Annotated in this window: 19 protein-coding genes and 3 tRNA genes; 16 read left to right on the top strand and 6 right to left on the bottom strand. The window is 42.5% G+C overall.

All coding sequences use genetic code 11. The features are described from left to right. The first annotated feature begins 126 nt into the window (after positions 1-126). The 7 genes from DXA20_RS14735 to DXA20_RS16965 all read left to right on the top strand — a co-directional run bounded on the left by DXA20_RS14735 (position 127) and on the right by DXA20_RS16965 (position 2,489). Positions 127-197: transfer RNA gene (locus tag DXA20_RS14735), tRNA-Asn, on the top strand. Positions 198-248: 51 nt separating this feature from the next. Continuing rightward, a tRNA-Glu gene (locus DXA20_RS14740) sits at positions 249-320 on the top strand. Positions 321-326: 6 nt separating this feature from the next. Continuing rightward, a tRNA-Cys gene (locus DXA20_RS14745) sits at positions 327-398 on the top strand. Positions 399-530: 132 nt separating this feature from the next. After that, positions 531-995: a Mini-ribonuclease 3 gene (locus DXA20_RS14750; protein WP_330421052.1), complete on the top strand. Its 465-nt coding sequence runs from the start codon at positions 531-533 to the stop codon at positions 993-995. Positions 996-1,086: 91 nt separating this feature from the next. Next, the gene (rlmB, locus tag DXA20_RS14755) at positions 1,087-1,836 is read left to right on the top strand and encodes a 23S rRNA (guanosine(2251)-2'-O)-methyltransferase RlmB (RefSeq protein WP_022306496.1); all 750 of its coding nucleotides are present in this window, start codon (positions 1,087-1,089) and stop codon (positions 1,834-1,836) included. Between the two features lie 30 nt (positions 1,837-1,866). Continuing rightward, on the top strand, positions 1,867-2,292 hold the full coding sequence (locus tag DXA20_RS14760; RefSeq protein ID WP_243100697.1) for a sigma-70 family RNA polymerase sigma factor: 426 nt from the start codon (positions 1,867-1,869) through the stop codon (positions 2,290-2,292). After that, positions 2,289-2,489 (top strand): sigma factor-like helix-turn-helix DNA-binding protein, encoded by a 201-nt coding sequence (locus tag DXA20_RS16965; protein WP_243100698.1) that lies wholly within the window; start codon positions 2,289-2,291, stop codon positions 2,487-2,489. The genes DXA20_RS14760 and DXA20_RS16965 overlap by 4 nt, the downstream gene beginning before the upstream one ends. Positions 2,490-2,494: 5 nt before the next feature. Here DXA20_RS16965 and DXA20_RS14765 read toward each other — a convergent pair whose 3' ends face one another. The 5 genes from DXA20_RS14765 to DXA20_RS14785 are packed head-to-tail and all read right to left on the bottom strand — an operon-like array spanning position 2,495 to position 8,739. After that, positions 2,495-4,042, bottom strand: coding sequence for a hypothetical protein (locus tag DXA20_RS14765; protein WP_118561807.1), 1,548 nt, complete (start codon positions 4,040-4,042; stop codon positions 2,495-2,497). Between the two features lie 13 nt (positions 4,043-4,055). Continuing rightward, on the bottom strand, positions 4,056-5,597 hold the full coding sequence (locus DXA20_RS14770) for a serine/threonine protein kinase (RefSeq protein WP_118561809.1): 1,542 nt from the start codon (positions 5,595-5,597) through the stop codon (positions 4,056-4,058). A gap of 27 nt (positions 5,598-5,624) precedes the next feature. Further along, positions 5,625-6,557, bottom strand: a complete 933-nt coding sequence (locus DXA20_RS14775) for a hypothetical protein (RefSeq protein WP_118561811.1) — start codon at positions 6,555-6,557, stop codon at positions 5,625-5,627. Further along, on the bottom strand, positions 6,554-8,134 hold the full coding sequence (locus DXA20_RS14780) for a hypothetical protein (protein WP_118561813.1): 1,581 nt from the start codon (positions 8,132-8,134) through the stop codon (positions 6,554-6,556). Before DXA20_RS14780 ends, DXA20_RS14775 begins: the two co-directional genes overlap by 4 nt. Further along, positions 8,131-8,739, bottom strand: coding sequence for a hypothetical protein (locus tag DXA20_RS14785; protein WP_118561815.1), 609 nt, complete (start codon positions 8,737-8,739; stop codon positions 8,131-8,133). Before DXA20_RS14785 ends, DXA20_RS14780 begins: the two co-directional genes overlap by 4 nt. Positions 8,740-9,133: 394 nt before the next feature. On the opposite strand from DXA20_RS14785, the gene DXA20_RS14790 reads away from it, so the two are divergent. Next, on the top strand, positions 9,134-10,540 hold the full coding sequence (locus tag DXA20_RS14790; protein ID WP_118561817.1) for an AAA family ATPase: 1,407 nt from the start codon (positions 9,134-9,136) through the stop codon (positions 10,538-10,540). Between the two features lie 3 nt (positions 10,541-10,543). Further along, the gene (locus tag DXA20_RS14795; RefSeq protein ID WP_118561819.1) at positions 10,544-11,491 is read left to right on the top strand and encodes an RloB family protein; all 948 of its coding nucleotides are present in this window, start codon (positions 10,544-10,546) and stop codon (positions 11,489-11,491) included. A 57-nt stretch (positions 11,492-11,548) separates the two neighbouring features. Here DXA20_RS14795 and DXA20_RS14800 read toward each other — a convergent pair whose 3' ends face one another. Beyond that, on the bottom strand, positions 11,549-14,521 hold the full coding sequence (locus DXA20_RS14800; RefSeq protein ID WP_118561821.1) for a hypothetical protein: 2,973 nt from the start codon (positions 14,519-14,521) through the stop codon (positions 11,549-11,551). A gap of 348 nt (positions 14,522-14,869) precedes the next feature. Here DXA20_RS14800 and DXA20_RS14805 point away from each other — a divergent pair, with 348 nt between their 5' ends. From DXA20_RS14805 to DXA20_RS14830, 7 genes are all read left to right on the top strand, one after another. After that, the gene (locus tag DXA20_RS14805; protein WP_022305055.1) at positions 14,870-15,166 is read left to right on the top strand and encodes a hypothetical protein; all 297 of its coding nucleotides are present in this window, start codon (positions 14,870-14,872) and stop codon (positions 15,164-15,166) included. Between the two features lie 40 nt (positions 15,167-15,206). Then, a complete protein-coding gene (locus DXA20_RS16270) occupies positions 15,207-15,380 on the top strand; it encodes a hypothetical protein (protein ID WP_158577250.1) in 174 nt (57 codons plus the stop codon). Between the two features lie 105 nt (positions 15,381-15,485). Continuing rightward, the gene (locus tag DXA20_RS14810; protein WP_118561823.1) at positions 15,486-16,298 is read left to right on the top strand and encodes a hypothetical protein; all 813 of its coding nucleotides are present in this window, start codon (positions 15,486-15,488) and stop codon (positions 16,296-16,298) included. Next, on the top strand, positions 16,299-16,448 hold the full coding sequence (locus DXA20_RS18730) for a dynamin family protein (RefSeq protein WP_118561825.1): 150 nt from the start codon (positions 16,299-16,301) through the stop codon (positions 16,446-16,448). A 110-nt stretch (positions 16,449-16,558) separates the two neighbouring features. Then, positions 16,559-17,332 carry a hypothetical protein gene (locus tag DXA20_RS14820; RefSeq protein WP_118561827.1) on the top strand — a complete coding sequence of 258 codons (774 nt, stop codon included), beginning with the start codon at positions 16,559-16,561 and terminating at the stop codon, positions 17,330-17,332. Between the two features lie 15 nt (positions 17,333-17,347). Next, positions 17,348-18,529: a GTPase gene (locus DXA20_RS14825; RefSeq protein WP_158577251.1), complete on the top strand. Its 1,182-nt coding sequence runs from the start codon at positions 17,348-17,350 to the stop codon at positions 18,527-18,529. A 118-nt stretch (positions 18,530-18,647) separates the two neighbouring features. Beyond that, positions 18,648-21,581 (top strand): ATP-binding protein, encoded by a 2,934-nt coding sequence (locus tag DXA20_RS14830; RefSeq protein WP_118561831.1) that lies wholly within the window; start codon positions 18,648-18,650, stop codon positions 21,579-21,581. Positions 21,582-21,693 lie beyond the last annotated feature (112 nt).

Raw genomic sequence — 21,693 nt, forward strand, 5'->3', positions numbered from 1 at the left:
ATGGAGCTGACTGTCACTAATAGGTCGAAGGCTTATCCAAAAGAAACGGAGAGCTGGTTGCAAAAGCGGCGTGAAGATGATATAATCGGTATACAGTTTTGAAGGTATCTGCTTTCAAAAAGATGATCCTCGATAGCTCAATGGTAGAGCACTCGGCTGTTAACCGAGTTGTTGTAGGTTCGAGCCTACTCGGGGAGTTTTCCTTATTTTAGGATATTTTCCTGATTCGGGACATATAATAAATAGAAGGCTCCATGGTCAAGCGGTTAAGACATCGCCCTTTCACGGCGGTAACACGGGTTCAAATCCCGTTGGAGTCATTATATGGCGCAGTAGCCAAGTGGTAAGGCAATGGTCTGCAACACCAGTATGCGCCGGTTCAAATCCGGCCTGCGCCTCTCAAATCCTTGAAACGCTGATGTTTCGAGGATTTTTTTCTATATAAAGAAATATACCAATAAGCCGGCACGATTCAGTAACAGATTGTGTGGATTCAGGCTTTGATGGAGTAGATAGAGGAGGAGAAGAATTTGGAGAACGGGCAGGATATAAGCGCAGAGATTGGCTTTCAGGAAGAGATATACCGTCGGTTTGGAGAGAGTAAATTAAAACCGGAACAATATTCTGCATTGGGACTTGCGTATATCGGAGATGCGGTTTATGATCTAATCATTCGTACATTGGTGCTTCGTCGGGGCAATTACAGTGTTAAGACATTTCACAAAATGACCAGCAGTATTGTCAAAGCGGAGGCACAGGCACGTCTTGTAGAGTCGATTGAGCCGGATCTGACCGAGGAGGAGAACCGGATCTTTCATCACGGACGCAATGCCAAATCAGGAACCTCTGCCAAGAATGCGTCGATCATTGATTACCGGATTGCGACAGGGTTTGAGGCGCTGATAGGTTATCTCTATCTGAAGGAGCAGCTTTCGCGGGCAATTCAATTGATCGCGTTGGGACTGGAGCGGACCGGACAGTACGATAACAAATAGACCGGTCAGGCAGTAAACGATTAGTTAATTTCAAAATTAAGAGATTAAAGAGACTAAGAGCGTAACATATTATGCGGAAAGGACGAATGTTATGAGATACGAAGAGCTTACAATAGAAGGAAGAAATGCAGTGCTGGAGGCGTTCCGTGCCGGCAAGACGATTGATAAGGTATTCCTGTTGGATGGATGTCAGGATGGACCGATCCGCACGATTTTGCGCGAAGCAAAGAAGGCAGACACGATTGTTAATTTCGTGAAAAAGGAACGTCTGGATCAGATGTCCGAGACAGGGAAGCATCAGGGCGTGATCGCATATGCAGCAGCGTACGAATACGGTACTGTTGATGAGATGCTTGAGAATGCAGCTGCAAAGGGCGAGGCACCTTTTTTGATTCTTTTGGATAATATTGAGGATCCCCATAATCTGGGTTCTATTATCCGTACTGCTAATCAGGTGGGAGCACATGGTGTAATCATACCGAAGCGTCGGGCTGTTGGGTTGACGGCTACCGTGGCAAAGGCGTCCGCAGGCGCGATCAACTACACGCCGGTAGCGAAGGTTACGAATCTGGTGAGAACCATGGAGGAACTTAAGGAAAAGGGCATGTGGTTTGTGTGTGGAGATATGGATGGAGAATCCATGTATTCACTCGATCTGACCGGACCGATGGGGGTCGTGATTGGAAATGAAGGGGATGGTGTCAGCCGTCTCGTCAAGGAGAATTGCGATTTTGTTGCCAGCGTTCCGATGTTTGGCGATATTGATTCGCTGAACGCATCCGTGGCGATGGGAGTACTGTCTTATGAGATTGTCCGTCAGAGACTGGCAAAGCAAAAATAAATTATCAGGGATTACGCTGGAGGAAGGAAAATGGCAGAAAATATGGAAGCATTGCCGGAGGAAGTCCTGATTCAGAGGGCACAGGCGCAGGATTACGATGCGATGGATGCGTTGATGCAGAGATATAAGGGAATTGTGCGAAAACGAGCGCGATCCTTGTTTATTATTGGCGGTGATCAGGACGATCTGATGCAGGAGGGCATGATCGGTCTGTTCAAAGCAATTCAGGATTATGACAAGAGCAAGGAAGCCGTATTTTCTACCTTTGCGGAGCTTTGCATCAGCAGACAGCTTTATTCCGCAGTGAAGTCCTCGAACCGCAAGAAAAATATTCCGCTCAACACCTATGTGTCCATCTACTCGCCGGTGTATTCGGAGCAGGGGGAGGAGACAGAAGGCAGTTTTATGGTGGATCATTCGCTGGAAGCGGCGGAGCTTAGCCTGAGGAGATTTTGATCGATCGGGAGAATGTTCGCAGTCTCAGATGCAAGATCGAGGAATGCTTAAGTGCCATGGAGAAGCAGGTATTTGACCTGTATATGGAAGGCATGACGTATCAGGAGATCGCAAGGCATTTGGATAAGGAGCCAAAATCGATCGATAATGCCCTGCAGCGCATTAAGTCGAAGGTGAATAAGGCTTTAAATAAATAGCCCTATTAGTCTGTCCAGAAGAAAGTTTTGTCCAGAAGATCACCTAAAAGAATAATTTCCTCATCGGTGATACAGCTTAACAGCAGCTGGTCAAGCCGGTACTGCGCATTGACCTTGCGCATATTACAGGAGGTAAGGATTGTATTGGCAAGGGTGAGAAAGCCCATTGTGGCATCTTCGCGGTTGTAGGGGGCAAGCGTTTCCTGCAGCTTTTGATCATATTTGACAGAGAATGTGTACTGAATCAGAAGAAGGAGATCGGAACGTTGAATATTCCGGACTCTTGTCTTCTGTTTTTTTAATTCTGCGGAAATGATCTTTGTAGCGTGTTTGACGGTAAGATCTGCGGAAAGCTGTGGATCTCTGCTTTGCAGGTGACGAGTGATCCAATCCGGGCAGCGATCCGTGCTGTCAAGTGGCTGAAGACTTGCAAAGGCGCGCTGATAAAGCATTTGCTGCTCCTTCTGAATGGACATAGAGAGCAGCTCGGAAATATATTTCTCATTTTCCCATTGAATTTCTTCGCCAAGAAAATCCTGAAGCTCGGCATACATTTCGTTATTGCGGGTCGGCTCATGCGATTTGCCGTTATGATAAAGCTGCGCCAGAAGGCTCGAGATCCGGGCTTTTGGTGCATAGGCGATCGCGTAGTAATTCTGTGCCGTTCTTAAGTCATCCGGAGCAATATCATTATTTTTGCGGCGCGGCACATTTTTCAGATAACGGCGGATGTGATCCTTCTCCGTTTCGTTGGCAAACAGCGGATTCGTCTCCTGCTCGGTCTGTTTCCAGCGGCTGTAGGAGGAGCGTTCCAAAAGGAGCATAAGATCCTGTTCAGTCTGCTTCTGGTAATACTGAAATGCCTCGTTGAGCAGGGAAACGTAGTAACTGTAAACGGTCATGCTGTAGCCCTTGAACAGCTCGGCGTTATGACACATCCATACAAGAAATTCCCTCACGGAAAGGGACTTTTTGGTAGCATAGGATTTCTGCAGCAGATCGGTTCGCGCGGTCTGAAGCGGACGCAGTTCCTGATCGGTATGTGTTTCAAAGAAATCAACCATGAAGCGGTAGGTCTCCGGATCCTGTCCGTTTTCCAGGCAATACATACAGAGCATTTCCTCATAATCATTTACCTGCAGGTTCCACTGGGAAAGTCCGTGCAGCAGGTAATCCTCGGTTTCATCAAGGCTGAAATGCAGATTCAGGGCGAGCTCAAGGATCTGGCGGCGGTGCGGGACGGCATACCCGCCAATACCAAACCAGCGCTGAATGGTCTGCCGGGACGCAAGTTTAAATGGTTTCACCTGACGGTAGAAATTCAGATAGGCTTCCTGACGCAGCTCATCGGAAATGTCGGTGGCAGCCGTATCGGCTGGGTTTTGACCGGATCGCTCAGAAACATTATCCGGATCTGTGATCGTATGCTGTTTAGAGCCCGTGACGTGTGCAGGGCTCCACTTTCGGATCAGAAAGAGATCTGTTCTTTGATAATGCTGGTTATGCAATTGTGTCAAAATGTCTTCGCTGCTGTTGATCACATAATGCTTCATGGGAAAATCCTTTCTAAATACCATCCAGATCGCCGTCAAAGTTGTTTTTCGGGGAAGCCGGTTTTGCCGTTTTCTTCGGGGCGGTGTTTGACTTTTTCGGAGCGGTAGTCGCCTTGGAAGAGGAGCCGCCGGAGTTTTTCGCGGAACCGGAACTGTTGCCGGAGCCGGACTTCTTCGAGGTAGTTGCCTTGGAAGAAGAGCTGCCGAAGTTTTTGCCAGAGCCGGAATTGCCGCTGGAGCTGCCGGAGTTTTTGCCAGAGCCGGAATTGCCGGAACTATTACCGGAGCCGGTTTTTTTGCCGGAGTTGCCGGAATTATTACCGGAGCCGGAGTTGCCCGGTTGGTTTGCCGGCGTGTTGGAACTGTCTGGATCATCCGGAGCATTTGCCGGTGTGTCGGTGCTGTCGGCGTCGGCGTCAGCCGGATTGTCCGAAGAATGCAGATCTGCGTCCGGTTCGGCGGAAGTGCTGTTTACAGCCGGTGTTATTGAGCTTGCCGGTGCGTGTGGGATTTGATCCTTTACTGTAGATCTGTGCTGCAGGATGCCCCAGATGCTTCCGGATAATATCAATAATACCGCAACAACGGCTCCGATAATGATCTGCTTTTTCCTTCTTGATTTCTTATGAGAAATGGAAAGTTCCATATCTTCAAGCAGCTTCTCCGTGAAGTTTGCTTCGCCGTTTTCGACCTTGCCACCTTGGATAGTTGTATTATTTAGTATATTGGCAAGGGTGGACGGTTTGGCGGCATAGAGTGCCGTGTAAAATTCTGACATGGATTGAAAACGTTTCTCCGGTCGTACGGCAAGACCCTTCATGATGCAGGACATTGCCTGAGGCGTGAGACGGACGCCGTCGATCCGTTCCAGAGGAAGCAGCTTGTCCTCGATCAGACGCGATACAGAATCGTCCGGAACGATTCCCGTGATCATGTAATACATTGTGGCACAAATGCCGTACACATCGGTCCAGGGTCCCTGTTTGCCGCCTGCACTGCATTGCTCGATTGGAGCAAAACCACGTTTGAAGATAATCGTATATTCGTCACCCTGCGCGTTCTGCGACAGACGGGCGGCACCAAAGTCGATCAGCTTGAGTCTGCCATCCTCAGTCAGAAGAATATTGTCAGCGCTGATATCGCGGTGCAGAATGCCCTTTTCGTGAATTTTGATCAGACTCTGCAAAAGCGGTTTGATCAGAATAAGCATTTTGTCCCCACGGATACGACCATGCTCGCGCACATAATCCTTGATACTTGTGCCGTCCACGTAATCCATGATGATACAGGGAGTTTCCTTATACCAGAAGAAATCTCTGGCAGAGGCGATGCCCTCAAGCTCATAGAGTCCGGCGGCAATTTTGGCTTCCTTCACAGCCTCGTCCATGCTGGCGCCGGTGTGCTTATGAAATGCCTTGATCGCCACCGGAATATCCAGAGAATGATCCATTGCCTTATAGGTCGTGGCAAAGCCACCGCTTCCGATTTCCGCCAGAATTTCGTAGCGGTCCATGATTATTTCGTTTTTGTCAAAGCTGTTTATCGTGCTGCTCATTATTTATGCTCCGTTTGTTTTTGCTGGTTATTCATCGATCAGAATTGTTTTCTCATTGGAATAAAAACTCTTCTGAGAAACAGGTTTCTTGTCGTAGGTTCTCAGCTTCACGGAAATCGTTGCGTTCCGGAAGCTATAATGCAGTTTGAAAATACCTTTTTGCTGCTTGATATTATTATTTTTCAGACGCAATAATACATATCTGCCCACATTTTTGCGGATGTAAACGTCAACATATTTTCCCTGATATTTATTCAAACGAATCTGCAGGAAACGTTGCCCGTCCACGGTTCTATGCTTTGTGAGCGAATATTTCGGTGCCATAAGACGTGGGGAAACCGTCTGGATCTTTGAGGCGGAGCCACGTACGGTCTGTCCGTTTTTCAGGACATATGGTACTGCCTTATAGCGGTATTTTGTGCCCGCTGACACTTTTCTGTCAAGGTAAGTGGTTGTGCGGGCTGTGATCATTGCAATCCGTTTGTAGCCGGTTTTATTGGTGCTGCGGTACAACAGGAAGCCATCGCGGTCAGTGGAACTCTTCCAGGTGATCCGGACGCTTCCGGAACGATCTGCAGACGCTTTGATCGTCATCTGTTTTGGGGCATTAAGTGCATTGTCGTCATCCGTGGCAAATGGAGCTTGCGGCGTGGCAGATAATGTATGAACCGGTGTTTCGGTCGGTGTCGTTGTCAGTATCGGCAGCCACGTCGGAGTGGCTGTTGTCTCTGCCGGAACCTTTGTTATATATGGTGTATATGTCGGTGTCTCTGTTGGTGCCGGTGTCAGGATAGGATCCGGAATCGGTACCGGTGTTTTGGCTGGCTTTGCTGTTTTGACCGGCAGTGTCGGTGATGGTGTGATCCGTGGTCCCGTCGCAGGCTGTCCGGTAGGTCTTACAGATGGAGTCAGGGACGGAATAGCGGTCGGAGTTACCGTTGAGGTGACTGTCGGAGTCACCGTAGTGGGAGCAGAGGACAGAGATGGAGCTGAAGTCGGAGTGTCAGACGAAACTGTGACCGGAGTGACAGTAGGAACACTGTAGTCGGAGCAGGGGTCAGGGACGGAACGGAGGTAATTACCGGAGGATAAGAGGAAACAGGGCTCGTTGAGTAATCAATAACAGGTCCGACCTGATCCAGCATTTTCCAGTTAAGCAACGGATCATAGTCTTCTGTCTGACCGACGTAGCTATTTAAACAGCGCAGAAGATCCGGATAAGAATTGACTGCGGAGGAGCCAATGTTTGTGGTGGTTTCCTGACCGAGCAACTGGCTTTGGGTGATTTTATAACAGTTTGTCTTATTAAGTTGACCAAAAGCCTCTCCATCGAGATCCAAATTGTCCTGCGTCCAATAGGTATACTGTGCGTTTATGTCTGTATATAAATCATATCCGCCAACAAGAGAACCGCGAATGGAAGCTGATGTTGAAACAGATGCAGGAGTGGTGAGTTCAGATGCAGTATAACTATTGCAAGTGTTTAAGTATGTAAAAAGAGGATATTGTTCATTTGTATGCGATAAGTTACCAATAAATCCACCCGTATATGTATTGCTGTCTGTAGTTATCGTGGACGTAGACAGATTGGCGCTGTTCGTGGTATAGCAGTAGGAAGTATATGCAGTGGATTTGATGTTGTTCAAAACGGGAATGACAGTACCGACAAATCCTCCGGCAGCTTTTTGGTCAGAATAAAACTTTGTAAAATACTGATAAACAGGATTTTGTTGTATTTCCGGGGTTGAATCGATCGATACAGGAGCAGAATTAATACTATTGCGAACATTGAAATTATATGCATTTCCAATGAATCCCCCGGCATATAAAGCTGCAGTAACAGAACCAATGTTTTGGGTTTTTTTGATATTGAAGGTAAAGATACAACTTGAATATTCAGGGGTAGTCAGGAAGTTGCACAATCCTACGATTCCACCGGCACATATACCGGATATATTTCCGGTGTTAATACAGTTTACTAAGCTGAAGCCTATCTCTATTTTCCCTAATGTCGGAATGTCTGTACTGCCGATAATTCCACCGGCGATACCGGCGGAGCGGATCGTTGTCCTGTTCGTGCAATCATCTGCGGAGGCGAAACGGACTGTGCCACAGATACCACCAATCTGAGCTGTACTGTGGGCATCTGTAACCGTGCCCTGTGAAGAGCAATTCTTAAAATGATAATAAAAATTGCTTTTGGGTAGATATCCGGTGATCATGCCGAAAGAAACGCGCGGGAAAGAAGATGCTGTTGTTTCTGGTGTACTATCAATATATGCACTGCCGGAAGCATAAACAGAAAGAAAAATTGTCTGACAATAGGTAACTCCCGTTAGCATACCGGAGTTTGGTACATTTTTACAGGCAAAATGAGCGTTAAGCACGGAGCAGGATGTAATCGAATGTGAAGGAGCATAGGTAAATACCGTTTCACTATCATTCTTCGGGGATTGTGCAGCGAGCACACCGATGGAATCATAGTTTCCGGCAGAAAGACCGGTATCTGAAACTGACAGAAATGCCCCATCGATCACAAGATTTGAGATGGAACTACCGACAGCGGCGAAAAGACCGGCACCATCGGCAGCAGGAGAATTTGTGCTTGATGTACCGGCGGCTGCATCACAGATATTCCAGAGTCCGGTGATGCGATGCCCCTGTCCGTCAAAGGGCTGCAGAAACGGATGCTCGGCAGAACCGATCGGATTCCAGCCTCTCCCTCAAAGGTAAAATCTGTTTTCTGATCGCCTGTTGCGCCCTTGTAGAAGCAGCGATTCGTTTCATCGTAGCGGGCAAGACATTCTCCGGAGGAATGTCTGTAAATAAAAGTAGTTTCCGTATAGGAATCATATTTGAAATCATAGTCAGACAGCGCAATATCATTGGCAAGCTCAATGGTTTCCTTGTTGAAGCTTCGTCCCTCCTCCAGATACTTGTCCAGATACACCAGATCGTCGCGGGTATATAAGAAAATAAACGAAAAGCCTTTCTTTTGGGCGTCTGTCATGTTGTAATACTCGGTCATCGAGCAAGAGGTTGCTGCCAGTGCAGATGGCGCAGGCAGATAGATAAGAAAACTGCCAAGCATCAGGCAGATACTCAAGATCACAGATATGTATTTATAATAGGTTTTCTTCATGAAACAAGTCCCCCCCGTTGGTGCAGATACGCTAATATTTCGGTGTAAATTCGTGCAACTGATGCAAGGAGTCGTGCGTGGCATCAGTCGGAGGCAAAATATATTTGCCCCAATATCATGTATATTATGCACGATTTATGTCGGATTTGCAACAAAATAGGGGTGATGGAGGCGTGGAGAAATAATAATAATATATAAATAGGAAGAAATGGGCGGAACATATCAGTGGAAAAAAGGAAGGGGGTTGCGAAGATGGTGTTTATGTGAAAAAGGTTGAATAGAGTGAAAAAATCACATTCAAATACTAAAAAAGCGCTAAAAGATGCATAAATATGTTGACAAAAGTGAAAAAATACACATAATATAATTATATTACAGGAAGGAGAGCGTGTTTATGCTGATTCGATTCAATGTAAAAAACTTTTTGTCTTTTTCTGCAAATGCAGAGGGAAGATCCGAGGAATTTTCCATGATTGCGGGGAAAGTACGCAGTAAGAAAGAACATGTTTATGATAATGGAAAGATTAAACTGTTGAAGCTGGCAGCAGTATATGGTGCGAATGCTTCCGGAAAATCTAATTTGGTAAAGGCATTAGACTTTATGAAGCAAACTGTTATCAAGGGGCTTCCGGATGGATATAGCAATAAATACTGCAAATCCAATGAGTCCAACAGAGATATTCCAAGCTATTTTGAAATTGAATTGAAGTTAGGCGAGAAGTATTATGCGTACGGATTTGAAGTGCTTTTAAATCAGGGAGAGTTTCAATCAGAATGGCTGGTTGAATTAACCTCGGACAACAAGGAAAAAACGATTTTTACCAGAGATATTAAACAGAGCGTATATGAATTAGGAAATGATCTTAGTACGAAAGAACTCGGACAGAAGATGAACAACTATGCGGAGGATATTCAGGATGATGGTTCTACTTTATTTCTGACGGTTATGAATCATAATAAGAAAAATCTGTATCTGAATTATAAAGGTGCATCCATATTGCAGGATGTATATTTGTGGCTGAAAAAAGGACTTGATATTAATTATCCGGACAGACCAATTTCAAATTATTCATACATGGCAAGCATGGAAAACGTCGATGAGATCTGCGATATGATCGCTGCCTTTGGCACGGGAATCACGGATTACAAATTGGTGGAAGTACCGGTGGAAAATGTGTTGGCACATATACCTAATGAAGCTCAAACGCAGATGCTGAAGAGAATGGAACGGTATTATTCAGCAGTTCAAAATATGATAGATCATAAAATATCAGAAGATAATAATGTCCCGGAAAATACCGGAATTATCATGCGAAGCAACCGGGACTTCTTTATTTTGCAAATAAAAGGTCAGAAACTTGTGTGCCAAACGATACAGTTTGAACACAATAAAAATGATATACTTTTCGAATTATCCGAAGAATCTGACGGAACAGTAAGAATTTTGGATCTGCTGGAAATATTATTATCCGATGAAGGAAAGACGTATGTTGTTGATGAACTGGATCGTTGTCTGCATCCGAGTTTGACTTACAAATTTATTGAGACATATTTGAAATTGGCAGCGAAAAAGAATCTGCAATTGATCGTGACCACACATGAGTCCAGATTGTTGGACTTTGATCTGCTTCGACGGGATGAGATATGGTTTATTGATAAGCGGAACACAGGTGAGAGTGATATATATTCTTTGGAGGAATATAATACAAGATTCGACCAGAAAATTGATAAAGCTTATCTGGAAGGACGTTATGGAGGAGTACCGGTATTTAACACGATATTTCCAGTTAAGGAGGTATAGTGGATGAGAGAAAAGAGAAAATTTGCAGAAAGAACAAGGGTATTAAAATCGAGTGAAACCCGCAGAAAAGTGTTTCTGGTCTATGAAGGAGTCAGCACTGAGGAGATATATTTTGATGCATTGGATAAAAAAAGAGAGAAGATTGGAATTGATCCGCTGATCGATCTGGTGCCGCTTATAAGAAGTTATAGTGAGGATGGATGGAGTAATCCGAGGAAAATTCTGGATCGTGTCCTTGAAAATTTAGAAGAAGAGAGAACGGGAAAATTGATATATGAGTCCCTTCTTAATCGCATTATGGACTACTTATATGATCAGCAAATACTTACTACCAGCAAGGTGTACGCGAAAGCAATCTGGAAAATTTTGGAGACTGGATGCATTGAAAAGCTTCACAAAGCATTGTCTGATACGGTGGAAGATATTCAAGAGGACTGCTCGGAACTGATCAGTTATCTTAATGAGAAGTCAGACGTTGTCAATATTGTAAGTGATATTTCGGATATTATTAAATCAAGTAATATTACATATGATGAAAATTTTGACCGGATTTGTCTGATTGTGGATCGGGATAAGGAAAGCTTTGTTGCCAGAACGGAGAATAATCAGTTTGAATATGTATGTCAGGTGTGTCAGAAAAAGGGATTTGGATTTTATGTATCCAATCCATGTTTTGAATTTTGGCTGTTATTGCATTTTGATGAAGTGTTTTTACTGGATCAGGCAAAATTGCTGGAGAATCCGGCAGTGACAGCGAAAAGAAGATATACAGAACATGAACTGCGCAAGTTATTGCTGGGTTATCGGAAAAGCAAATACAATACAGAGGTGTTGATGGAGCACATTGACAGAGCCATTATTAATGAGAAGAAATTCTGTGAGAATATAGAATGTCTGGATAATGAGCTTGGTTCTAATATTGGTACATTAATTGAAGAATTGAAAAAATAAAGGAAAGCCCAGCTAATTAGTCAATATATGAACTGATCAGCTGGGCTTTTGTCCTACTTACTCCCGGATCCGTACCACCTTGGCCCGTGAATAGAAGCTTCCCTTCGTCCGTTTCTTTTGCTTATAAGTGCGGATGCGGATGGACAGGGTTGCTTTCCGGAAGCTGTACTGCAGCCGGAAAGTTTGTTTCTGCTGGCGGATATTATTGTTTTTCAGGCGCAGACGCAGATATTTACCATGATTGTTGCGGATATAAATGTCCGCATATTTCCCCTGATATTTGTGGAGCCGGATCTGAAGAAAACGTCTGCCGGATGCTGTCCGGTGGCGGCTCACGCGAAAGGTCGGTGCCATCAGGCGGGCAGTTGCCTTACGGATGACGGTGGTATTGCCGTAGATGGTCTGTCCGTTTTTCAGGATATATGGAATTGCCTTATAGTGGTAGGTCTTGCCGGCGGTCACCTTCTTATCCGTAAATGCTTTCCGGAAAGAGGAGATGGTTGCAACCGGCTGATAGATACCGGAGGCTTTCGGACTGCGGTAAAGAACGAATCCATTCCAGACAGAGGAAAGCTTCCAGGTGATCCGGATGCCGCCGGAACGGTGTGGTGCTGCGCTTAGGCTCATTTGATCCGAAGGTGTGCCAGTCTGTACGAAATCTGGGACAGAGGAGCCGGAAGGGGAGGCCGGAGTATTTGTTTGCTTCCCAGGGGATGGAACCGGAGAGGAAGAATCGGTTGGTAATCCAGTTGTTGAAGGAGCCGGTGAGAAAGTAACTGTCGGTGTCCCGGTTGTTGCCGGAGAGGAAGAGGTGGTTGGAGTGTCGGTCGCCGCTGGAGAGGAGGAGCTGATTGGAGCGCCGGATGGCGATGGAGCAACAGAGCCGGCCGGCGTGCCGGTAGCGGAAGGCACCGGTGAGGTCGTCTTTTCCGGGGCGAAGGAAACTATTGGCGGCTCGGTCGGCAGCGTATAATCGTCAATGACTAACATCGGTTCCTCTGACTCAGACTGCTTACTGATCCATTGCGTCTGATCATAACGAAAGCCGGAATTGATATAGCCGTTCAGACAGTAAAGCAATGCTGTTGTTTGCGTGAGCAGATCAGAGCCGATATTCTTCTCTGTTTCTGTGCTAAGCAACTGTTTTCCGGAAATATTTTCTACGGCATTAAGGGTCAGCTTGCCGCTCTGCGTTCCGAAACAGGTACTATTTACATCGGCACTTTCCGGGTCAGACTGCACGGCATAACAGTATTCCAGCGTGGCAGTTGTCACGGTGCAATCGCCGATCAGACTTCCGGAGACCGGAGTAAAGCCGGAGCTGCTTGTCGATGAGAGTGCGTTGATGGAGGATGCCTGATAGCAATTCTGCACATTCAGGGTCAGCCATAGATCCTGAACAGCACTGTATTTTGTTGTGATAAGACCGATCAGCCCACCGGCATCGGCATTATCCGGCGTTAGTGTGGCAGAGGTATGATTGGCGCAGTTAAATATCGTACAGATCGGGTCATAATAGGAAGCTGTTTTGCGACCGATCGGAATGCAGGCACCGATAAGTCCGCCGACGCTTCTTTCTGCTGCGAGCATCAGCGTTTCATAACGGGAAGCCGGATAGAAACTGATTTTTGCCAGAGTGGTCGAGGACACCGTTCCGTAATTCTCACTGTTCGTGATCACAAATGCATCGCATACCCCGGTAAGACCGCCGCCAATATATGAGGAAGTAATGGCACCACGGTTGCGGCAGTAGTTGATATTTGTGCCGGTGCGACCGCCGCGCTCATAACGTGCCGGAAGATAGCTGCCCCCAAAACCGCTGATTCCGCCGGCACACACGCCGGAAATGTCGCCGAGATTATCACAGTAACGAAAATAACATTCATGCGCTCCCACAACATGCTCAATATACCCGGCAATACCGCCGGCGACTCCTGCGGTGCGAACCGTTGTCTGATTGACGCAATGCTCAAAACGGTCCTGCTGGCACGTTCCGCAAATGCCGCCGATCACCGCCATCCCACTCGCATCCGTTGCCAACCCGGAAGAAGCGCAGTTCGTAAACGTCGATTTATAGAGGGTATTGGAATAACCAAGCACCATACCGAAACGAAGCCCGGCGGTAAACGAATCTGCCGAAGAGGATGAACAGTCGATATATGCTCCGGCATCGGCGACAGCAATCGAATCAAATGCTGTCGGAGAGAGACTCTGCCCGATCAGAATGCCGGAATTAGGCACGTTACTGCAGGAAAAGTGAGTGCTTTGGACATAACAGGAACGGATGGTAGTCGTAATATTTCCGGATGAATCGGAAGAGATTTTGGGAATGCGGGCAGCAAGGGCACCGATCGAATCATAACCGTCTCCCTCAACACCATCCTCCAGCCGGGAATTGCTGACGGAGAGAAATGTACCCTCCATGCGAAGATTAGAAATCGTGCCCGTCACCGCCGCAAAAAGACCGGCGCCATCCGCTGCAGGCGATCCGGTGGTAGAAATGCCCTGCGCTGCATCGCAGATATTCCAGAGTCCGTAAATAATATGTCCATTGCCATTCAAAGTCTGTGTAAAAGGATGCCTGACGGAGCCAATCGGATTCCAGCCGTCCCCCTTCATCGGAGCCTCACAGACGGTGTCACCGGTTCCCTCGTAAAACTGCTGCGTCGTTTCATCATAATGCGCAAGACATTTGCGGGTATTTCGATCATAGATCCAGGTCGTATTGGAATTCTTTTTATATTCAAAGCGATAATCAGACAGGTAAATATTATTGGCAAGATCAAAGGTCTCGTTGGTAAAATTGCGTCCCTCCTCCAGATAGCGATCCAGGCAGACCAGATCCTCACGATTGTACAGAAGGATCCGGTCAGAGCCGGACTTCTCCGCCTCCGGCAGCTTATAAAACTGCCGCATCGAATAGGACGGACCGTTCGCGTGCGCTGCCGAAGGCAGCCATGGGAACAGAGCTGTGGTCAGCAGGCAGATGTTCAAACAGATAGATATGTATTTTAAAGAAATCTTTTTCATTATCATGTTCTCCTTGATTCGTGTAAGTGTTTGGCAGGGAAAGCCGGTAGCCGGCAAATTGTATGTAAACATACATTGTTGTCTACTTTGTATTTTAATGATGCCACGGATTGCTTCATTATTGTCTACTTTTGCCCTTTGCATCATTATGCATTACCTTTCGGAGTTTTGCAATACGATGACAGATTATGACATCGCGACAAAAAATAAAAAAATATCGGACAGATGGGTGGTAGAATGATCATGTAGATAGGGATAGGAAAAATGCAAGGGAAAAGACAGCGGAGAATGACACCTTACAACGACATGGCGATTTGCTAAAATATTAGTTAAAGGCGGTGGAAAATAATGGAAAGAAAACAGGAGAGAACACCTGTGTATGCCGGTGTATATGAGGAGATTGCAGAGATCATCGGCGAAGAGCGAATCGGGGAATTCTACGAACGCTTCAAAGGGCAGCAGTTTGTATTTCCGATGAAGCTTTACTCCAAGGAATATGTCGTTCAGGAGATTAAACGCCTTCAGGGCAAGCAAAAGATCTCCGACATTGCGAAAAAGTTTGGTTATAGCGAGCGATACGTGCGAAAGATGCTCGCCGAGTCAAACCGTTGTGAGGAAATATGCATGGGAGAAGAAAGTTCATGAAATAAATGAACGGTCAGCACACAGGGAGGCGAGGTGTGAAATGAAAAGTACCGATCGGGGTGGGAGCCGAAAGGGATCGAAAGAAACGGAGAGCACAATGACATGGAAGGAGAAGGCGGCACTGAAACGGTTGGAACGTAAGATCAGGAACGGACACGGCGAGGTGTCGCCGGAGGTGCTGATGGAGTATGCGGAGAGAGTGATGAAGGAGTAAGACCTGCAGGAAGTTTAAGTATTTAATGTGAATTTATGAGAGAATGAATTGTAGATATGAAGCAAAAGGTAACAATTTGAGGATTATAACAGAGAGGAACATAATATGGATTCAAATAAGATTAAAATTAATTATGACCCAATTGAAAGAAGTACATCCTTTCAGTTCTTAGGCGATAATGGACAATGGGGGGATGTATACGAAGGCTCTGATTTATCAAGGAAAAAATATTCAACGGCTATTGCTGATGGTCGTATAGGAGAATTATTACAAATAATTAATGATAACTATAACGTAGATGAAAATGGTGTGAAAATTATTTTTTCAGGTACAGATGAAGTGTTTAATGAAGTGAGGTCTGTTATCAAAGAATATGAAGGTATGACTCTGGAACGTTGTAATTCTAAGGTAGTCGTAGTGGGAAAAAGAAATTCCGGGAAAACTTATTTAGTGGAAGGTATATTTGATTTTCTTGAGAGAAAAATTTGTGCCGCTGATAAGGGAGGATATATAGAATATTTGGATGTACAAGATGGAATTAGTATATATGAAATTAAAGGTATTGATCTAGGACTGGAAAATGTTGATAAGGCATATAGTTTTTTGGAAAATCGTATTAGAGAGGGGGTAACAACGGTATTTTATTGCCTTTTTGCTAAATCAGGAAAAATTGAAGAGACAGAAATATCATTTATTAAAAAAGTTGAAAGTGAATATGCAGACATTAATGTTATACCAGTTATCACAGGATGTGTTGATGAAAAAAGAGGCAGCGACTTTGCACATGAAATAATAGATGAATTAGGAGATAGAGATGTCGTATTGACACTGGCCAAAGAAATGAATACAAGGGTTGGAGTGATTCAGAAATTTGGAATGGATAAAGTGATAAAGAAAATATCGGAGGAGGGAGCATGAGTGAATTGTGCAAATATTATAATTGTTGGCAAAACGGGCGCAGGAAAAAGTACTCTTGTTAATGCTATAGTAGGTCAAAAGGTGGCGCCGACAGGACAGGGAGGGGCGGTTACCAAAGAAAATAAAATATACACATGTGAAAAAATATAGACACTCTTTTTTCTACAAAAAAAGAATGGAAAATAAATGTATATGATACGGTAGGGCTTGAACTTAATCAAAAAATTACAGAAAAGACATTAAAGGATGTAGAATACTTTTTGACGAATGCACAGCGTAAAGCAGATGATAAAGATATTACTATTGTATGGCTTTGTATAAATCACAGAAGTCATAGATTTGAAAAATATGAACTTGCAGTCGTTAATAAAATGTCAATTAAACATGAAATTCCATTTTCAATCCTTTTAACAAAATGTATATCTAATGATGAAAGTATAATAGAAGAACAATTAAGGACAGAATATCCACAAATAGATGTTAAGAGAATTTTGGCTGAAGATTATTGTACGAGAGTTGGAAAATTTGCTGCATATGGTGTAGAGGAGGCATTAGATTCGGCAATTTGTAATTATAATAGTTCCAAAGTGGAGGTTCTTGAATTAAAGTTGGATTATCTTCGCACTGAAAGGGAAAAAAAGATTGAGAATATCAAAGAAAAAGGAAAAAATTGCATAGAAAAATATGGAAAGAAAGCTGGAAAAATAGGTGTTTTACCAGGAGGATGTATACCATTTGTACATGGTATCTGCATAAGCATGATGATGGAATTGGGTAAAATCGTAGGAATCAATGTTTCCAAAGATTTTGCAAGTGACATATTTGCAAATGCAATAGTTGGAATAATTTTGACACCGCTGATGGTTGTACCGGGATTGAGTACTATAATGGCAGAGGCGTATGTTGAAACAGTTGGTGAGGATTATTTTGATGTATTACTTGCGGTTATTGAAAGATCAACAGATGAGGAATTGAAGGATAATGATATCGTTTCAAAACGAATTAAAAATGAATTAAAAAAAAGAAAAAAATGATTGGAGGAAATGCAAATGGCAAAAGAAGAAAACGCAAATTATAAGGGAGATGCGGAGGACTCAACTAGTATACAGCCGGCAAATATAATAGTTGCAGGTATTACTGGAACGGGAAAAAGCACTTTAATTAATGCTGTTTTTGGATTTGAAGACAGTAAAGGAGCTAAAACTGGAACAGGAAAACCAATTACCGATCATATGGATGAGTATGCAGATCCTGACACACCTATTAGAATTTGGGACACGGTTGGATTGGAATTGGACTCCGCCAAAACAAAGACCTCAATTGACAGCATCAAACAAACTATTGCGGATAAAGCACACGCAGAAAATCATTTGGATGTAATTCATGCTATTTGGTATTGCATAAATTCGGGAAGCAGTAGATATCAAGGAGCAGAATTAAATTTTATAAAAGAGTTATATTCCATTGGAGTGCCATTTATTATTGTATTAACGCAATGTATTGATGCACCAGATGAGATTAATCGATTGGAAAAGGAAATTCGGGAAGAAAATATAAAAAATGGAATGGAAGAAATTGAAATTGTTCAGGTTTTGGCAACGGATTATAAAACAAGACTGGGAACAATAGAGGCTTTTGGGTTAAATGACTTAGTGAATGTAACATTAGATGAACTACCTGAGTTCTTAAAAAATGGATTTGCAGCGGCTCAAAAAGTTGACAAGGTACAAAAGAGAACGAGAAGTGAAGAAATAATTTTTGATATGGTAGCAAAAGCAAAGAATGGTTTTTGGGATAAAGTTCCATTGATAAACTATTTTCCAACCAATAAAAAGACATATGAGATGTTAGGCAACATTGGAAAAATGTATAATATTATTTTATCCGAGGAGGCTTTGGCTGATTTGGTGACAAATTCTAGCATTGATTGGGATAACGCTTTTAGCGGTTTGTTTAATCCTTTTGGTAAGAAATACAGTAAAAAAGTATCTGAATTGTTAGAAAAAAAACGGAATGAAGGTTTTGAAGCAGAGGTTGATTTTGGAAAATGGGACAGATCTGCTCAAGTAATAGCATTGTATGGTTACAATTTTATAGACACACTCGAAGAATTATGGGATCGATATACAGAGGATACAGTAAAGAATATTGATAGAGATATGGTGCCAGTGATTAGAGAACATATGAATAGAAAGTTGAAAAGAGCTTTTTATAACGGAAATAGGAGGTGATTTGAAATGTCAAAATTTAATCTAAAACAAAAATTAGTTATTGCAGGTATTGTTGTAGTAATTGTAGTGCTTGCTATTGCGGTAATTGTAAGTAGATAATTAGAAAAGGGGGAATAATATGGGGGTACTTGCCAATACAAAACAATTTTTAGCAAATAAAATTACAAATGTGGCTCAGAAAACAGCAGATGGAATTGCATCTTCTTCAGCATTGAGCCCTAAACAAATGCTTGATATTGAAAAAAAGCGTATGGAGTATTTGTCTGCTAAACCAGATATGGATGATGAAGAAGCGCAAGAATTTATTCAGAGAAACTTGGGGGCAGTCGGAGTTGATGTATATCAAGCTTATTTGGAGCAGCTTAAAGAGTTATATAAACCTGTAGATTTACACATTGATTCCTTTAATTCGAATAATAGAATTCGATGGTTTGACATAGAAAAATGGGTTAGTGATTCCGAAGAAAAGAATCTTGATAAGTTAGTAAATGTATATCAAGTATTAAGTGAAGAAGATTGCAATATTGCATTAATATATGATAGAAAGATGGGAGGATGTAATGTTTCGTTGGGGGTTGTTAACACTGATGAACGCCAATCCGATCCTTCAAAGTCTAACATTTATATTAATCGGCTTGCAAGCGCATTGTCGGGAAATTTTCCGGGAGTTGAAATTAGAAAGGACTCAGATAGAAAATCTTGTTTTAAACAAGGAATACCTAAATGTTTAGAAAAAGTTACTGTAGAAGGCGAAAATACGAAATCTGTTGCGATTGTATCAAATCTTGCTTCGGAAAAATCGGAGGGATTTATTAGTCAAAGCATGGAAAAACTTTTGGACGGTATTGTGCCAAAATCAGAAGATGAAGAGTATACAATTGTTCTTTTGGCTAAACCAATAGTTGATCAGTTGGGAAAAAAGAACAGGTTATTTGAAATGTATTCTGCATTAAACCCATATGCATCATGGCAGACAAACTATACATACAATACATCAGATGATGTAAGTTCATCGTTTAATTTTGGTGTGAATCTTGGAGCAAGTGCAGGAATTCAGAAATCTTATGCAGTGTCGGATGGTCAAAATAGAGCACAGCTTTATCAAGAAAATCCTAATGATGGAAAATGGAAAAAGTTTAAGAAAAAAGTTAAAGGTGGATTTGCAAAAGGATTAGGTCAGTATTCAGGAATACAAGACACTCATAATGAAACAAATACCAATGGATATCAGGCAACAGCTAATTTTGGCGTGAATTTTTCGAGATCATCTAATATTTCTGTTCAAATGGGAGTTAATGATGGAATAACTCAGAATTATGTCAATTATGGCGTACAGCATACCTTAGAGATACTCGAGAGTCAGTTGAAACGACTTGAAGAAAGTGCGGCTTTAGGAATGTGGGAATTTGCTGCATATTTTATTGCAGAAAACCCTGTAGTAGCAAATAATGTTGCTCATATGTATTTGGCTCTCACCCAAGGTGATGAATCTTATATGACTAGAGCAGCAGTAAATTTATATGATGGAGAGAAAGAAAGGAATCAAGCTGATGTAATATTAAGAAGTGTTCAAAGACTTCAGCATCCGATTTTTGGTTTAAATGATACATTAGATGATGAGTGGCTGTTATATCCAACATTAGTTTCTCCATCAGCTGATCTTTCGGGTAAAGAATTAGCAAAATCACTTAATTTTCCAAGAAAGTCAGTTAGTGGTTTGCCGGTTTTAGAATGTGTCTCTTTTGGACGTGAAGTACAGAGATTTACAGATGATAATAATGAAGAAAATAATATAAGGACAGTTACGGTTGGCAATATTTATCATATGCGCCATTGCGAGAGTATACCTGTAAATTTTGATGTGAATAGTTTTGCGTCTCATGTTTTTGTCACTGGCTCTACAGGCACGGGAAAATCAAATACCATATATCAGTTGCTTGATAAATTGCAAGAACAAAGAGTAAAATTTTTAGTTGTAGAACCAGCCAAGGGTGAATATAAGAAAATTTTTGGTGGAAAATGCAAGGTATATGGTACAAATCCATCGCATTCTGAATTGTTATGTGTCAATCCATTTTCATTTCCGGAAGGCATTCATGTACTTGAACACATTGATCGTTTAGTAGAAATCTTTAATGCTTGTTGGCCGATGTATGCAGCAATGCCTGCCGTATTAAAAGATGCTATGGAGAAGAGTTATGAAAAAAAAGGATGGAATTTAAAATATTCAAAATGTGAACCACGTGTTTTTCCTACTTTTGTCGATTTAATTAATCAATTACCAGAGGTTATGAATTCATCGCTATATTCTGAAGATACAAAGAGCGATTATTCAGGGGCACTTATAACTCGAGTGCATTCTCTGACTAACGGAATTAATGGAGAAATATTTTGTTCTTTTAATGAATTGACTGCTGAAGATTTATTTGAAAATAATGTTATTATAGATTTGAGTCGGGTCGGTTCAAATGAAACAAAGTCACTGTTAATGGGAATTATTGTGATGAAACTACAAGAATACAGACTTCATCTTGATAAGATGAATGAAAAACTGCTACATGTTACGGTATTAGAGGAGGCGCATAATCTTTTGAGAAAGACATCTATGGGACAAGCTCAAGAGAGTGCAAATCTTCAAGGAAAATCTGTCGAAATGATAACGAACTCGATAGCAGAAATGAGAACATTTGGTGAAGGATTTATAATTGCTGATCAAGCTCCTGATCTTTTGGATGAAGCAGTTATAAGAAACACAAACACTAAAATTGTACTAAGACTTCCAGATGAAACAGATAGAAAGATAGTTGGTGGTGCAATGGCATTAAATGAAAACCAAATCAACGAATTAGCAAAATTACCACGAGGAGTTGCTGCTGTCTATCAAAATGATTGGATTGAAGCCGTATTGTGTAAATTTATGAAATATGATAAAATGCAACCCTTAGAATATTATCCTAAAGATATAACATTTTCATTACAGCATTATTTCATGCGTGTCTTTGGAATAAAAGATAATTATGAAATGAAATCAGAAGATGTAGATAATGTTTAATAAATGGCTTAATAATTTAAAATGTTCAGATAATTATGAAATGAAATCAGAAGATGTAGATAATGTTTAATAAATGGCTTAATAATTTAAAATGTTCAGATAAGACATATGC

Source organism: Roseburia sp. AM59-24XD (assembly GCF_003478445.1).
Lineage (GTDB): Bacteria > Bacillota > Clostridia > Lachnospirales > Lachnospiraceae > Jutongia.

Excerpts from the sequence above, each read along its gene's own strand:
- DXA20_RS14790 (WP_118561817.1), top strand. The coding sequence starts at position 9,134 with ATGCTGATTCGATTCAATGTAAAAAACTTTTTGTCTTTTTCTGCAAAT.
- rlmB (WP_022306496.1), top strand. The coding sequence starts at position 1,087 with ATGAGATACGAAGAGCTTACAATAGAAGGAAGAAATGCAGTGCTGGAG.
- DXA20_RS14805 (WP_022305055.1), top strand. The coding sequence starts at position 14,870 with ATGGAAAGAAAACAGGAGAGAACACCTGTGTATGCCGGTGTATATGAG.
- DXA20_RS16270 (WP_158577250.1), top strand. The coding sequence starts at position 15,207 with ATGAAAAGTACCGATCGGGGTGGGAGCCGAAAGGGATCGAAAGAAACG.
- DXA20_RS14795 (WP_118561819.1), top strand. The coding sequence starts at position 10,544 with ATGAGAGAAAAGAGAAAATTTGCAGAAAGAACAAGGGTATTAAAATCG.
- DXA20_RS14785 (WP_118561815.1), bottom strand. The coding sequence starts at position 8,739 with ATGAAGAAAACCTATTATAAATACATATCTGTGATCTTGAGTATCTGC.
- DXA20_RS14760 (WP_243100697.1), top strand. The coding sequence starts at position 1,867 with ATGGCAGAAAATATGGAAGCATTGCCGGAGGAAGTCCTGATTCAGAGG.
- DXA20_RS14825 (WP_158577251.1), top strand. The coding sequence starts at position 17,348 with ATGGCAAAAGAAGAAAACGCAAATTATAAGGGAGATGCGGAGGACTCA.
- DXA20_RS14765 (WP_118561807.1), bottom strand. The coding sequence starts at position 4,042 with ATGAAGCATTATGTGATCAACAGCAGCGAAGACATTTTGACACAATTG.
- DXA20_RS14770 (WP_118561809.1), bottom strand. The coding sequence starts at position 5,597 with ATGAGCAGCACGATAAACAGCTTTGACAAAAACGAAATAATCATGGAC.
- DXA20_RS14830 (WP_118561831.1), top strand. The coding sequence starts at position 18,648 with ATGGGGGTACTTGCCAATACAAAACAATTTTTAGCAAATAAAATTACA.
- DXA20_RS14810 (WP_118561823.1), top strand. The coding sequence starts at position 15,486 with ATGGATTCAAATAAGATTAAAATTAATTATGACCCAATTGAAAGAAGT.
- DXA20_RS14800 (WP_118561821.1), bottom strand. The coding sequence starts at position 14,521 with ATGAAAAAGATTTCTTTAAAATACATATCTATCTGTTTGAACATCTGC.